Source organism: Paraburkholderia dilworthii (assembly GCF_000472525.1).
GTDB lineage: Bacteria > Pseudomonadota > Gammaproteobacteria > Burkholderiales > Burkholderiaceae > Paraburkholderia > Paraburkholderia dilworthii.
The window spans coordinates 28,626-41,345 of sequence record NZ_AWZT01000010.1 but is presented as its reverse complement, the minus strand read 5'-3'; the positions used below and the strand labels follow the sequence as shown (position 1 = coordinate 41,345).

The 12,720-nt window shown below is 62.9% G+C and carries 14 protein-coding genes; 5 read left to right on the top strand and 9 right to left on the bottom strand.

The genetic code is table 11. The annotated features are described in order from the left end of the window. The first annotated feature begins 19 nt into the window (after positions 1-19). The 5 genes from F759_RS0111575 to hutC (F759_RS0111555) all read left to right on the top strand — a co-directional run bounded on the left by F759_RS0111575 (position 20) and on the right by hutC (F759_RS0111555) (position 4,058). Entirely contained in the window at positions 20-847 is an 828-nt protein-coding gene (locus F759_RS0111575; RefSeq protein WP_027799995.1) for a transporter substrate-binding domain-containing protein, read from the top strand. A 70-nt stretch (positions 848-917) separates the two neighbouring features. Further along, positions 918-1,568 carry an amino acid ABC transporter permease gene (locus tag F759_RS0111570; RefSeq protein ID WP_027799994.1) on the top strand — a complete coding sequence of 217 codons (651 nt, stop codon included), beginning with the start codon at positions 918-920 and terminating at the stop codon, positions 1,566-1,568. Between the two features lie 19 nt (positions 1,569-1,587). Then, the gene (locus tag F759_RS0111565) at positions 1,588-2,250 is read left to right on the top strand and encodes an amino acid ABC transporter permease (RefSeq protein ID WP_027799993.1); all 663 of its coding nucleotides are present in this window, start codon (positions 1,588-1,590) and stop codon (positions 2,248-2,250) included. Between the two features lie 17 nt (positions 2,251-2,267). After that, positions 2,268-3,131: an amino acid ABC transporter ATP-binding protein gene (locus F759_RS0111560; RefSeq protein ID WP_027799992.1), complete on the top strand. Its 864-nt coding sequence runs from the start codon at positions 2,268-2,270 to the stop codon at positions 3,129-3,131. Positions 3,132-3,182: 51 nt separating this feature from the next. Then, a complete protein-coding gene (gene hutC / locus F759_RS0111555; RefSeq protein WP_027799991.1) occupies positions 3,183-4,058 on the top strand; it encodes a histidine utilization repressor in 876 nt (291 codons plus the stop codon). A 42-nt stretch (positions 4,059-4,100) separates the two neighbouring features. On the opposite strand, the gene hutC (F759_RS0111550) is transcribed toward hutC (F759_RS0111555), so the two are convergent. From hutC (F759_RS0111550) to F759_RS0111510, 9 genes are all read right to left on the bottom strand, one after another. Beyond that, on the bottom strand, positions 4,101-4,931 hold the full coding sequence (gene hutC / locus F759_RS0111550) for a histidine utilization repressor (RefSeq protein ID WP_407668530.1): 831 nt from the start codon (positions 4,929-4,931) through the stop codon (positions 4,101-4,103). Between the two features lie 126 nt (positions 4,932-5,057). Then, positions 5,058-6,743 carry an HAL/PAL/TAL family ammonia-lyase gene (locus F759_RS0111545; protein ID WP_027799989.1) on the bottom strand — a complete coding sequence of 562 codons (1,686 nt, stop codon included), beginning with the start codon at positions 6,741-6,743 and terminating at the stop codon, positions 5,058-5,060. A 38-nt stretch (positions 6,744-6,781) separates the two neighbouring features. Then, entirely contained in the window at positions 6,782-7,573 is a 792-nt protein-coding gene (locus tag F759_RS0111540) for an ABC transporter ATP-binding protein (RefSeq protein WP_027799988.1), read from the bottom strand. A gap of 34 nt (positions 7,574-7,607) precedes the next feature. Beyond that, positions 7,608-8,363, bottom strand: coding sequence for an ABC transporter permease (locus tag F759_RS0111535; RefSeq protein WP_027799987.1), 756 nt, complete (start codon positions 8,361-8,363; stop codon positions 7,608-7,610). A gap of 13 nt (positions 8,364-8,376) precedes the next feature. Beyond that, positions 8,377-9,099 (bottom strand): ABC transporter permease, encoded by a 723-nt coding sequence (locus tag F759_RS0111530; protein WP_027799986.1) that lies wholly within the window; start codon positions 9,097-9,099, stop codon positions 8,377-8,379. A 90-nt stretch (positions 9,100-9,189) separates the two neighbouring features. Then, positions 9,190-10,050 (bottom strand): transporter substrate-binding domain-containing protein, encoded by an 861-nt coding sequence (locus F759_RS0111525; RefSeq protein ID WP_027799985.1) that lies wholly within the window; start codon positions 10,048-10,050, stop codon positions 9,190-9,192. Between the two features lie 290 nt (positions 10,051-10,340). Continuing rightward, positions 10,341-11,021 carry a methyltransferase family protein gene (locus F759_RS0111520; protein ID WP_027799984.1) on the bottom strand — a complete coding sequence of 227 codons (681 nt, stop codon included), beginning with the start codon at positions 11,019-11,021 and terminating at the stop codon, positions 10,341-10,343. 11 nt (positions 11,022-11,032) lie between these two features. After that, positions 11,033-11,869: an arylamine N-acetyltransferase family protein gene (locus F759_RS0111515; protein ID WP_027799983.1), complete on the bottom strand. Its 837-nt coding sequence runs from the start codon at positions 11,867-11,869 to the stop codon at positions 11,033-11,035. A gap of 28 nt (positions 11,870-11,897) precedes the next feature. Further along, a complete protein-coding gene (locus F759_RS0111510) occupies positions 11,898-12,587 on the bottom strand; it encodes a hypothetical protein (protein ID WP_027799982.1) in 690 nt (229 codons plus the stop codon). Positions 12,588-12,720 lie beyond the last annotated feature (133 nt).

Here is a 12,720-nt window from a genome sequence, read left to right as displayed (position 1 = left end):
TTGCCAACCGGAGAATCCCATGAGCATCCTTGCAGGCTGGAAGTGTCGTTTGGTCATGCTGGCGTTGTGCGCCACGAGTGTCACCGCTCATGCGGAAGACCAGCTTGCCAAAGTGAAGAAGGCCGGCGAACTCGTGGTCGGCACCGAGATGCAGTTCGCGCCTTTCGACTTCCTCGAAAACGGTCAGCAAGCGGGTTTCAACAAGGATCTCTTCGCCGAAGTCGGCAAGGAACTCGGCGTGAAAGTGCGCTTTATCGACTTGCCGTGGCCGAGCGTGCTGCCCGGCCTCGAAGCGGGCAAGTTCGATATGGTGGGCGGCCCGCTCACCGTCACGAAGGCGCGTATGGAGCGCTACACGTACACGTTGCCGGTTGCAGACGCCACCGACGCGCTGCTCAAACGCGCGAACGACGCGGCGCTCAAGCAATCGTCGGACATTGCAGGCAAGACCGTGGGCGCCGGCAAGGGCTCGGCCCAGCTCGATCAGCTGAAGGCATACGTCGCCACATTGCCGAAGCCGCCTGAAATCCGCGAATACGTCGACAACAATCAGGCCTATGCTGATCTCGCCGCTGGCCGCATCGCGGCGGTGGCGAATTCGATGACCAACATCGCCTATGTCGCCAAGCAGCGACCCGAAACTTTCGCGGTGGTGCAACCGCCGTTCGGCGCGAAAGTGTACTTCGCGTATTGCCTGCGTAAAGATGCGGACAGCAAGCCGCTCGCCGACGCCTTCAATGCGGCGCTCGTGAAAATGCACAACGACGGGCGCCTCGCGGCTTTGCAGAAGAAGTGGTTCGGCGTGGCAATGGATGCCCCGACGACCATGCCCGCGCCGAACTATTGAGCGCGTTCTAAAAGCGCATTGAGCACGCATTGAACACGCACTAAACGCACGTCAGCGGGGGGCGACGCTCATGTTCAGTACGACCGTCTTCGTTCAGGGCATGCCGCTGCTGCTGCACGCGGCGCTTGCCACCATCGGCGTTTCGCTGACGGGTCTTTTCATCGGCTTCTTCGTCGCGGTCGGCGTGTGCACAGCGCGCCTGTCGCCGAATCGCGCCGCGCGCCGATTCGGCGGTGCGTATGTGTTCTTCTTTCGCGGCGTGCCGATGCTCGTGCAATTGCTGCTGGTGTATTACCTGCTGCCGTTCGCGGGCATCAACGTATCGCCGCTCGTTGCTGCGATCAGCGCGGTATCGCTGTGCTCGGCCTCCTATATCGCTGAAATTCTGCGCGGCGGTTTTCTCAGCATTCCACCGGGTCATATCGAAGCCGCGCGCATGCTCGGCCTCTCGCCGTTCGACACACTGCGGCGCATTCTCGTGCCGCAGGCATTCCGCCTGACGCTGCCGTCGCTCGTCAACGAGATGGTGCTGCTGATCAAGGCTTCGTCGTTGATCTCGGTTGTCGGTGTGGCGGAGTTGACGCGCACCGCGCAGAACATTGCCGCGAGTACTTACAGACCGCTCGAAGCGTATCTCGCCGCCGGGCTCATTTACTTCGTGATTTGCGGTGCGCTTGCGTTGATCGCGCATGCCGCGGAGTATCGTCTGAAGCACGCCTGATCGACCCGGAGCCTACGCGATGCAACAGTTCGATCCCACCGTCATCACGCACAATCTTCAGCCGATTGCAGCGGGCCTCGCCACCACGCTCGGCACGTGGGCGGCGGGCGTGGCGATCGGCATGGTAATCGGCTTTCTGATCGCCGTACTGCAACTCTTTTGCGGACGCTGGATACGCGGCCTGTTGCGCTTATATATCGAGCTCTTTCGCGGCACGCCGTTTCTCGTCCAACTGTTCTTGCTCTACTACGGCGGCCCGTCGTTCGGCCTCACGCTCGAACCAATGACAGCCGGCGTGCTCGGCCTTGGCCTCTATGGCAGCGCGTATTTCGCCGAAGCGTTCCGCTCCGGATTCCAGTCGGTGCCGCCTGGCCATCTCGAAGCGGCGTCGTGTCTCGGCCTGACGCGCACACAGGCCGTGTGGCGCATTCAGATGCCGCAAATGCTGGTGCTGATCGTACCCGCGCTGACGAACCTCATCATCGTATTGAGCAAGGAGACCGCTGTGCTGTCGATCGTCACCGTGCCTGAACTGACGTTCGTGCTGACCGGCATCGGCTCCGCGAGTTTCGCTTTCGTCGAAACGCTGCTCATGCTATGCGTGTGCTATCTCGCGCTGGTCGAACTGACTTCGCGCGCGGGCATGTGGGCCGAGACCCGCATCGCCCGTTTCATGGCATAAAGGAATCGGACTACTTCATGAACGCTATTGCCGACATGCCCTCTTCCGCGTCCGCCGTCGACACGCAACACGGTTCGCCGCTGATCGAAGTGCGCGATCTACGCAAGCGCTTCGGCGAAGTCGAAGTGCTGCGCGGCGTCGATCTGGAGATCGCCCGTTCCGAAGTCGTGTGCATCATCGGGCCTTCCGGATCGGGAAAGAGCACGCTGTTGCGCTGCCTCGCCGCGCTGGAAACGTACGATCACGGCGACGTGCGCATCGAAGGCGAACTGCTTGGCTATAGCGAGCGCAACGGCAAGCGCGTGCGCGCTCCGCAAGCCGAGATCAATCGCGTTCGGCGCAACGTCGGCATGGTGTTTCAGCAGTTCAATCTGTGGCCACACATGACGGCGCTTGGCAACGTCATGGAAGCGCTGCTGCGAGTGCGGCGTATGCCGCACGCCGAAGCGCGCCGCCGCGCGAATGCGATGCTCGAAACAGTGGGCCTCTCGCATAAGGGCGATGCATATCCGGCGAAACTTTCAGGCGGCCAGCAGCAACGCGTGGCGATTGCACGAGCGCTGGCAATGGAACCGCACATCATGCTGTTCGACGAACCCACTTCGGCGCTCGATCCCGAACTCGTCGGCGAGGTGCTGCAAGTGATGAAGCAACTCGCGCGCGACGGCATGACGATGGCCGTGGTCACGCATGAAATGGGCTTCGCCGCGCAGGTCGCGGATAAGGTGATGTTCATCGACCAGGGACGCATTGCGGTCCAGGGCAAACCACGCGAAGTTTTTCACGACGCCGGACAGCCGCGCTTGCGACAGTTCCTGCAAAACTATTTCGACCGCAACGCTTTCTGGGCGCGCGGCCCCGACGACGCAGAGCCGCTATGAACGCGCGCCCTGCCCCGAGCGCATCGCGCGGACAGTAACCAGGGGCTGCCGATGTCCTCCATGCTTCGCGGCAAGAGCCACAAAGCCCGCCGCAAACCCCCAGCCGCCGCGGCTCAAAGCACGCGCGACGCGGATCAGCAGCACACGCGCGCTGCGCCGCGGCGTACGCACGCTTCGGCTTCAGGAACACGCGCTGCGGCTGAGGCGCCGGCTGCACGCTACGAGCAGGTCAAGCATCATATTCGCGGCATCATCGAATCGGGCGCGCGTCAGGCAGGCGAGCGTCTGCCCTCGGAACTGGATCTCGTCGCGACGCTGGGCGTTTCGCGGATGACAGTCAATCGCGCGCTGCGCGAGCTCGCGCACGAAGGGCTCGTCACGCGTGTGTCGGGTGTCGGCACGTTCGTCGCACAAGCGAGGCCGCAATCCACGCTCCTGATGATCGCGCACATCGGCGACGAAATTCGCTCGCGCGGACACGAATACAGCTACCGTACCGTGCTTTTGCAGCGCGAGACCGCATCTGTCGTGGTATCCAACGCGTTAGGGCTCGCGCCAGCCGCCTCCGTTTTTCATGTGGTTTGCGTGCATCGCGAGAACGGCTTGCCGGTGCAACTGGAAGACCGCTATGTCAATCCGGCCATCGCGCCGGACTTTCTGCAGCAGGATTTCTCGGCGATCAGGCCATCGGAGTATCTGTTCGAAACGGTGCCCGCGCACGACGTCGAACACATTGTCGACGCGGGACTGCCGACTCAAGCCGAAGCCGGACTACTCGAAATTCGCGCGGAAGAACCCTGTCTCACGCTCGTGCGCCGAACGTGGACGAGTGGCGTTGCGGTGACGTTCGCGCGGTTTGTCCATCCTGGCTCGCGTTACCGGCTCGGCTGCCGCTTTGTGCCGGATATGTCGCAACGGCAAGGCTGACGCGATACGCGTCGCAACCGCGCATCGCACTGCGTCGGCGCGTCAAACATTGCCCGCCAGATGAAAACGCGACGCCGGGTGCCACAACTGCACCGATGTCGCCACGTCGTCGCCGACCCAGGTGCGACGCCATAGCTGCAAGCAGGGCTCGCCGATCTCCATCGACAGATGACGCCGCACATACGCATCCGGCTTCTGCGCGTAAATGCGAAACTCCGCGCGCTGAATCGGCGCGAGACGCACCATGTAATGATTCGGCGTCTCGACGGTGAAGTCCTGTTGCAGATACTCGGGGAACACCTTCGGATTGACGTAGCGATCCTCGTACTGGATCGGTTCGCCCTCCTCGCTGTGCACGATGCACGAATGAAACACCGGGCCGCTTGTCAGGCCGAGCGCTTCGAGCGCTTGCGGATCGTCGCCTGGTTCGAGCGTCAACACGCGCGCCGAATGACGATGACCGCGCGCGGCGATTTCATCGGCGATATTGCGGATTTCCAGCACGGTCGATTCGTACCGCTGCGGCGCGACGAATGTGCCGGACCCTTGCACGCGCGTCAGCACGCGTTCAGTGGTCAATTCGCGCAGCGCGCGCGAAACCGTCATGCGAGCGACGCCGAACTCTTTCACCAGTTCCGTTTCGGAAGGGATCAGCCCGCCCGGCTTCCAGTCGCCTTCGCTGATACGCCGGATCACATAGCGCTTGATCTGCTGATAGGCGGGGATTGCTTTCGCCGGCGCCTCGTTGCAAGCGGAGCGGGCGGCATTGCTGACGCTTTGCGCGCTTATTTGTGCACCGGGTTGCGCGCCTGGTCGCGCAGGTGTTTGCGTGCCCTCGTGCTCCTGCTTTTGTTCATTTGTAATTGTGTTCACTCCGACCTCGTGGGTGGGTTGCGGGTTGTACCCGTTGTACCGCTTTTACGCCCCGCAGGATGTGGCCTTCGGGGACACCTCGGCCGGTTCGCCGGCGGGTAAGCCCGCTCACCGGTTATGTCTCCATCAGGCCACGTGAGCGGCGACCGGCGCGTTGCTTGCGATGGCGATCGAGCCGGCCGCATTGCTCGCGCAGTCCGCGTCGCTCGCACTGTTCGCGCTGTTCGCGGCGGTGGGAAAGTTACCCGAAGCGGCCAGATTTCCGATAGATGCGTCCGCAATGACAGCAGAGCTGCGCGGCCTCATCCTGTCAGGGCTCGGCAATGGCGGCGGAGCTTCGCCTGCGATCATCCGGAAGGCCACGCTCATGTCGTCGGCGAGTGGGCGGTCGTCACGATACGTCGGCACGATTTGCCGCACGCGTTGCCACAGTGCCTGCGTGCGTGGCGCGGGTGGCGCGTCGGTGGCTTGCAGATCGTAGGCTTGCGCGGCGGCCAGCAGTTCTATCGCGACGATGCGCCCCGCGTTGTCCACGATTTCGAGCGCCTTTAGTGCCGCGGGCGTGGCGTGGCACAGGTGATCTTCCTGCAAGCCCGACGTGATGCCGCCGTCGAGACTCGCCGGCAACGCGAGACGCCGGTTCTGCGCGACCAGCGACGCCGCCGTGTACTGCGCGATCATGAAGCCCGAGCAGGTGCCCCCCGGCTCCGCGAGAAACGCGGGCAAGCCGCTCACGAGCGGATTGACGAGACGGTCGAGCCGCCGCTCGGCCATCGCGGCGACTTGCGCGATGGCGGTGGCGAGGCTGTCCATCGCAAGCGCAATGGACGCGCCCACCGCATGCGCCTGCGAATAGACGCGCGGATCTTCCGGCGTGCCGGCGACAATCGGATTGTCGGTAATCGACGCCAGTTCGCGATTGACTACGTCGGCGGTCGCGGCAAGCACGTCGCGCGCCGCGCCGTGCACGTGCGGGATGGTGCGCATGCTAAGCGGATCTTGCGTGCGCTGGCCGACTACCGCCGCGAGAATGCCGCTGTCGGCAAGCGCCGTACGCATGCGTTCGCCTACGAGGTTAAGCCCCGGCGAAATGCGCAACGCGAGCGAGTCTTCATCGAATGCGGCTAGTTGGCCGCGCAGATTCTCGAAGCTCATTGCGGCGACAACATCGGTCCAATCGAGAAGACGCACCGCGCGCGCCAGCGCCAACGCGGCAAGACCGGTCACGCAAGGCGTACCGTTGATGAGGCTCAGCCCTTCCTTCGCTTCCAGCACGAGCGGTTCGCGGCCGAGCATCTGCAACGCGTCGCGGCCCTTCAGACGTTCGCCGCGATATCGCACATGACCTTCGCCGATACACACCAGTGCAATATGCGCCATATGGCTCAGATAACCGACCGAGCCGAACGCCGGCACTTCCGGCAAGCAATCGGCGTTGAGCAAGGCCACGAGTTGATCCGCGACTTCAAGGCGAATACCCGAGTGTCCATGCGCGAAATTGTTGACGGCGGCGGCCATGATCGCGCGCGTCTCGGCGACGCCGAGCGGCGCGCCGACGCCGACCGCGTGGCTCATCAGAATGTTGCGCGAGAGCGTGCGTTGTTCGGTCGGCGACACGATCACGTCGCACAACGCGCCCACGCCCGTATTCACACCATACGCACGAATGCCGCGCTCGACGATCTGTTGCACAAGCACGCGCGCCGCCGCGATGCGCGCGCGGGCGTCGGCGGAAAGTTCGAGTGGCTCGCCGGCGGCGACCGCCGCCACCTGGGCCCAGTCGAGAGGACGATCGGAACGGATCACGGCCATGATGGTACTCTGCTCGGTAAATTGCCTGGCAATACGAATCAGTTGGTCGTGCGGTCCTGATGACTCGACACGAATTGACGGAAGCGCTCCGACTTGCACTCGACGAATACTTCGTCGGGCGTACCGTCGGCTTCCACTTGCCCTTGATGCAGGAACATCACGCGGTTCGACACGTGCCGCGCAAAACCCATTTCGTGCGTGACCACCAGCATCGTCCGGCCTTCTTCGGCAAGCGAGCGCATTACGCGCAATACTTCGCCAACGAGCTCGGGATCGAGTGCCGACGTGGGTTCATCGAACAGCATGACCTTCGGATGCATTGCGAGCGCGCGTGCAATCGCCACGCGCTGCTGCTGGCCGCCCGACAGATGCGCCGGATAGTGGCCGCGTTTTTCCGCGAGACCGACTTTCGCGAGCAGCGCCTCGGCTTCTTCCACCGACTCGGCGCGGCTGCGCTTTAACACGCGCATCGGTCCTTCGATCAGGTTTTCGAGCACCGTCATATGCGACCAGAGATTGAAGTTCTGGAACACCATGCCGAGTTGCGAGCGCACGCGGTCCACCTGGCGGCGGTCGCCCGGTTGCAGCTTGCCGTCGCCGCGGCGTTTCATTTTCAGCTCTTCGCCGGCGAGCGCGACGGAGCCGTCGTCGGGTGTTTCGAGCAGATTCAGACAGCGCAAAAAGGTACTCTTGCCCGAGCCGCTCGCGCCGAGAATCGAGATGACGTCGCCTTGATGAGCGTCGAGCGAAATGCCTTTGAGCACATGATGATCGCCGAACGATTTGTGAATGTTCTTAACCGACAGTGCAACAGGTGCCGTAGCGTTCATGGAATTCTCCAGGTTCATCCGGAATGGCCGGCGCTCAGGGCGCGGCGCGGCGTGCTTCGGTGGTGGCGGACACCGGTCGGCTCGGCGCGGACTGCTTCGGCGCCGCACGCAGATGCCGCGACAGCCGCGTCTCGAGCATGCCGAGCGCGCGCACGATAATGAAGTTCAGGAACAGATAGATCAGCGCGGCGCAGATAAATACTTCGGTCGTGCGATACGTTTGCTGAATGATCTGTTGCGCGACGCCGGTCACTTCCCACACGGTCACGAGACTCGCGAGCGCGGTGGATTTGACGAGCAGCACCGCTTCCGTCGAATAAGCAGGCAGACACTGGCGCAGTGCGATGGGGCCGATCACGCGGCGCAGCAGCGCAAAGCCCGACAGACCGATCGAATAACCCGCTTCGATCTGACCGACCGGCACGGCCATCAAGCCGCCGCGAATGATCTCGGCGGTATAGCCCGCGGTGCACAGCGCCAACGATAAAACCGCGCACATATAGGGCTCGCGCAGCACCGGCCACATGAAGCTCTCGCGAATCACGCCGAACTGGCCCATGCCGTAGTACACGAGGAACATCTGGATCAATAGCGGCGAGCCGCGAAACACGAGGATATAAGCGCGCGCGAAGCGGTTCGGCAGCCAGTGCGGCGACACGCGCATCGTGACGATCACGAGCGACAGCAGCCCACCGAGAATCAGCGAACAGAAGAAAAGGCCGAGCGTGGTCGGTACGGCGGCGAGCAGCTGCTTCACCGTATCGAGCAGAAAATCGAAGTCGAAGTTCATGATGCCGTTGCCGTCAGTTGCGCGCGAAGTTGCGCTTGAATGACCGGCCCACGCGCGCCTCGGCGTGGTTGAAGACCCGGTTCGAGATGCTGGTCATCAGCAGATACAGCGCGCCGCCCACCACGAAGAACGTGAAGTATTGATGCGTGGAGCCCGCCGCCACCTGACTCGTGCGCAGCAGTTCGGCGAGACCCGTGACCGAGATCAACGCAGAATCTTTCAGGCTCAGTTGCCAGACGTTGCCGATGCCCGGCAGCGCAAAACGCAGCACTTGCGGAATCAGGATGCGGCGCGCCATTGTCATTGTCGGCATGCCGATCGAGCGCGCCGCCTCCAGTTCGCCGCGCGCTACGGCGAGCACCGCCGAGCGATACACCTCCGCCTGGTACGCGCCGGAAATCATGCCGACGGCGAGCGCGCCGATCACGAACGGCGGCACACCGACGAAGCCTTCGGCGCCGAACCACTGACCCACGGTCGTGACGAGCGTCGAGCCGCCGAAGTAGAAAAGATAGATGACGAGCAGTTCGGGCACGCCGCGAAACACCGTCGTATAGATGTCGCCGATCACGCGCAGCGTGCGCAGACGCGACAGCTTGGCCGCAGCGACCAGCGCGCCGAACACGGCGCCGACCGCGAGCGCAGCGAGCGTGAGCGCGACGGTCATTAACGCCGCGAGCAGCAGCACGCCGCCCCAGCCTTCCGGCCCGAAGCCGAGCATCTGTATCAGAGCCATTCTCTACCTCTCATTCATGACGGCGGATCGAACGTGCGGCACGCGCGAGCCTGCGCCCGCGCATGCCGCATTCCTGCAACGCCTAATGAATCAAGGCGTAACGTCGGTCTTGAACCACTTGGCGGACAGCTTCTTCACGGTGCCGTCGGCGAGCGCCGCGCTGATGGCTGTGTCGAATTTCGCCTTCAGATCCGCGTCCTGCTTGCGGAACGCGAGGCCTTCGCCCGGGCCCCAGATCGGTCCGCCGATCTTCGGGCCGGCCATCGCGATCGACGAAGTTTCCTTCTTGTCGATGTTCGCGGCGTAATACGTGACGTCGTCGAACGAGGCATCGATGCGGCCGTTCGCGAGATCGAGGTCTCGCTCCGGCGACGTCTTGTAGACGCGAATCGTGGCGATGTCCTTGAAACCTTCGTTGATGAACTTGGTATAGACGGTGCCGGACTGAATGCCGATGGTCTTGCCCTTCAACTGCTTGCGCAGCGCGTCGACCGTCGGCTGATCGGACTTCGCATCGCCCGAGAGCTTCACGACGCCGGCACCCGGCGCGGCCTTGGGCAGCACCTTCGCGTCGGCTACCGCAAACGTGGCGGGCGTGGCCGCATACGGCTTCGAAAACGCGATGATCTTTTCGCGCTCCGGCGTGATCGAGATCGCGTCCATCAGCACGTCGAACTTGCCGGCTTGCAAGCCCGGAATCATGCCGTCCCAATCTTGCGCGACCAGATTGCATTGCAGCTTGATGCGCTCGCAGAGATTGGCCACCAGTTCCGGTTCGAAGCCGCCGAGCTTGCCGCCGGGCAAGGTCAGGTTCCACGGAGCGTAGCCGCCTTCCAGCGCGATCGTCACCGTCTTCCAGTCCTTGGCCTGCGCCGGTGCCGCGAAAATCGCCGCGGCGCCGAGCACGGCGCCGATCAATGCTTGTGCTGCCGTGGTGCGTTTCACTTTCACGTCGAAACTCCTTTGATTGAGCAAACCGTCGAACCGAAATGCGAACCGGCGTTTAACCGCCATTGAATTTGTATAGACAAGTCTGCATGAGTCAAGAAGCCGTCGCAAGCGGATTCGCCCAAAAATGCTGGGATCATCGGGTAAGCCCCTAGAGCCTGCGTGGAATGGGGCCTCTGGGCACACTACGGATGCGCGCGCGTTTGCTTTCGGCGAGAGCGCACGCTTTGGCGTGGTGCATTTTGTCTAGACAGGTGATGCGTGTGCCGCGACAGTGCGCGGCCGCCGCGCATCTACCAGATGAACGGAATGAAGCGAAAGCGCACGCGCGCCATGTAGTCGGTGTAGCCGTCGAGTTGTCCGGCAAGCACGCGTTCCTCACGCACCGCGCGCCAGCCGAGCCCGACCACCATGACCGGCACGAACGCGAGGCCCCACCAGGAACCGAGCAGCAAAGGCGTGCCGACGAAGAACAGCAGCGCAGCCGAATACATCGGATGACGCACGCGCGCGTAAGGACCGCTGTCGATCACCTTGTGACCACGGCTTGTCTGGATCTTCACGACGGGCGCGGCATAACTATTCGCCTGAAATACGAAGCGGCACATGAAGATGCAGAGGAACACGCAAAGCGAGCCGAGGCTCACCAGTGCGACCGGCAGCGGGGCCGACCAGCGAAAACGCATGGCGTCGAGGCCCATCGCGATCAGCCAGCCGCACCACACGAGCGCGACCGCGATCATGAAGAACCGGTCCCAGCGGCTCTGCTGCTTCTGCACGAACGGCGCGAGACGCTCGGCAAGCAAGCCGGGATCATGATGCGCGAGCCACACCCCGATCCATAAGCTCAACCCGCCGAGTTCGATCAGATACCACCACGCGGCTGGCCAGGCGACGGTGCCGGCCGCGCAGAACAGCAGCACGCCCATGCCCGCGAGCCATAGCAGGGTCTGGATGACGAGCCGGGCGATCATCGCGGTTCGATTCAAACCGAATCCGCTCGCGTGCGCACGCGCTCAAATATCTCCGCAATGTCGATGTCGCCGGTGTTTATACCGAAGCGATCGTGCAGGCAGGCCGCCAGTTCGTCGGCGCTCGCAAGGCGCTGCTCTCTCACGATGCTGCCGTCCGCGGCGCGCTCGTTCAGTTGATCGTTGAGCAGCGTGAGGCGTGTTTCGCGCAATACGCGGCACACGATCAGATTGCTTGCGAAGATCGCTTCAGGCGACGTCGACGTGTACCAGTTAGAGGTTTCGTAATCGATCCACTCGACCGGATGCAAATCGAAGCGATAGATACGCGACCATGTCTGGTCGCGCGCCTGCACTTCGAGATACAGCGCGTCATGCGAGGCGTCCGCGAGACGGAAGATGCCGAGGTCCGTGCGTTGCGCGAGGCCCGGCGTCAGCCGCAGCGGCGAAGTAAGCGTGACGCTGCCGAGACCCACGTCTGCGATCCACGCTTCGTTATCCAGATCGATTCGCAACACCATATGCGTGCGAGGCGGAACCGCGTCGGGCTCGCGACCCCACAGCACGCGTCCGACCAACGGCGTGACCTGAAAGCCCAGTTCGATCAGTACATTAGCAAGCAGCGCGTTCTGTTCGAAGCAGTAGCCGCCCCGGTGATCGTCGACGAGTTTCTTTTCGACGGATTCGAGGTCGAGCTTCACCGCGCGGCGCGTGAGCGGATTGAGGTTTTCGAACGGAATGACTCGCGGATGCAACCGGTGGATTGCCTGTAGCACCTCGAGCGTCGGCACACGTGGGCCCGTATAGCCAATGCGTTCGAAGTAGTTGTCGAGATCGAGTGTGTGTGACATAGGCATCGTCCGTATCGTTTTCTTTATGCTACTGCCCGCCTCCGAGTGCCGACTTCGCGATCGACGGCACACTGATACCGTGGCTCGATGCAAACTGTACCGCGGAACTGAGCGTGGACATCAGCGATTGCAATTGACCCGGCGCGGACTGCGCGATATACGACGCGCTTTGCGCGGTCTGCGGATTCATGCCGGCCTGCAATAGCGAAGCAGGATTCATCTGCCCGATGCTGCCGAGGCCCGACTGCAAGCTCGAATACTGACTGACCCCTTTGCCGAGCGACGACAGGCCATCGGTGAACGCCTGCTTGTTCACAGGCGTTTGCGCCCCGCCGCTCGCGCCGCCCGCGCGACTGGCAAATGCCTGAGTCAGCGTTTGCGACAGCGACTGTTGCGTGCTGCCCACTTGCGTCAACTGACTGACGGACGGCGTGCCGCCGCTCAGCAAGCCGGCCGCCTGCTGCGCCTGACCGGCCGCGCTGCTCAAACCCATTGCGGACGCAAGGGACGACTGGCCGCTCAGCACTTGCTGATTCGCGCCCACATAGGTTTGCAACAATTGCGACACGCCGCCCGAGGACGCCGCGCCGCCTGCGTCCGCGGAAGTGTCCCCGCCGCCAATGCCGAATTGTTTGAGGTTCAATTGTGCGTTCGAGGCGCCGCTCGCGAACAGACCGGCGCTCGCCAGCAACGAAACCAGAAGAACACGCTTCATCATATGTAACTCCTTGTAAGAGGCTGCGGAAACTCGTGCCGTTCGACAGGCGATACCGGCACGCGTTCGCACGAATTTATCGACTCGTCGGTTCGCCAGCGTATTGGCGCGAATCGTTTGTACCTCGTTGACGCAC

Coding starts and splice junctions, on each gene's coding strand:
- F759_RS0111575 (WP_027799995.1), top strand. CDS start 20: ATGAGCATCCTTGCAGGCTGGAAGTGTCGTTTGGTCATGCTGGCGTTG.
- F759_RS0111570 (WP_027799994.1), top strand. CDS start 918: ATGTTCAGTACGACCGTCTTCGTTCAGGGCATGCCGCTGCTGCTGCAC.
- F759_RS0111565 (WP_027799993.1), top strand. CDS start 1,588: ATGCAACAGTTCGATCCCACCGTCATCACGCACAATCTTCAGCCGATT.
- F759_RS0111560 (WP_027799992.1), top strand. CDS start 2,268: ATGAACGCTATTGCCGACATGCCCTCTTCCGCGTCCGCCGTCGACACG.
- hutC (WP_027799991.1), top strand. CDS start 3,183: ATGTCCTCCATGCTTCGCGGCAAGAGCCACAAAGCCCGCCGCAAACCC.
- F759_RS0111545 (WP_027799989.1), bottom strand. CDS start 6,743: ATGGCCGTGATCCGTTCCGATCGTCCTCTCGACTGGGCCCAGGTGGCG.
- F759_RS0111540 (WP_027799988.1), bottom strand. CDS start 7,573: ATGAACGCTACGGCACCTGTTGCACTGTCGGTTAAGAACATTCACAAA.
- F759_RS0111535 (WP_027799987.1), bottom strand. CDS start 8,363: ATGAACTTCGACTTCGATTTTCTGCTCGATACGGTGAAGCAGCTGCTC.
- F759_RS0111530 (WP_027799986.1), bottom strand. CDS start 9,099: ATGGCTCTGATACAGATGCTCGGCTTCGGGCCGGAAGGCTGGGGCGGC.
- F759_RS0111520 (WP_027799984.1), bottom strand. CDS start 11,021: ATGATCGCCCGGCTCGTCATCCAGACCCTGCTATGGCTCGCGGGCATG.
- F759_RS0111515 (WP_027799983.1), bottom strand. CDS start 11,869: ATGTCACACACACTCGATCTCGACAACTACTTCGAACGCATTGGCTAT.
- F759_RS0111510 (WP_027799982.1), bottom strand. CDS start 12,587: ATGATGAAGCGTGTTCTTCTGGTTTCGTTGCTGGCGAGCGCCGGTCTG.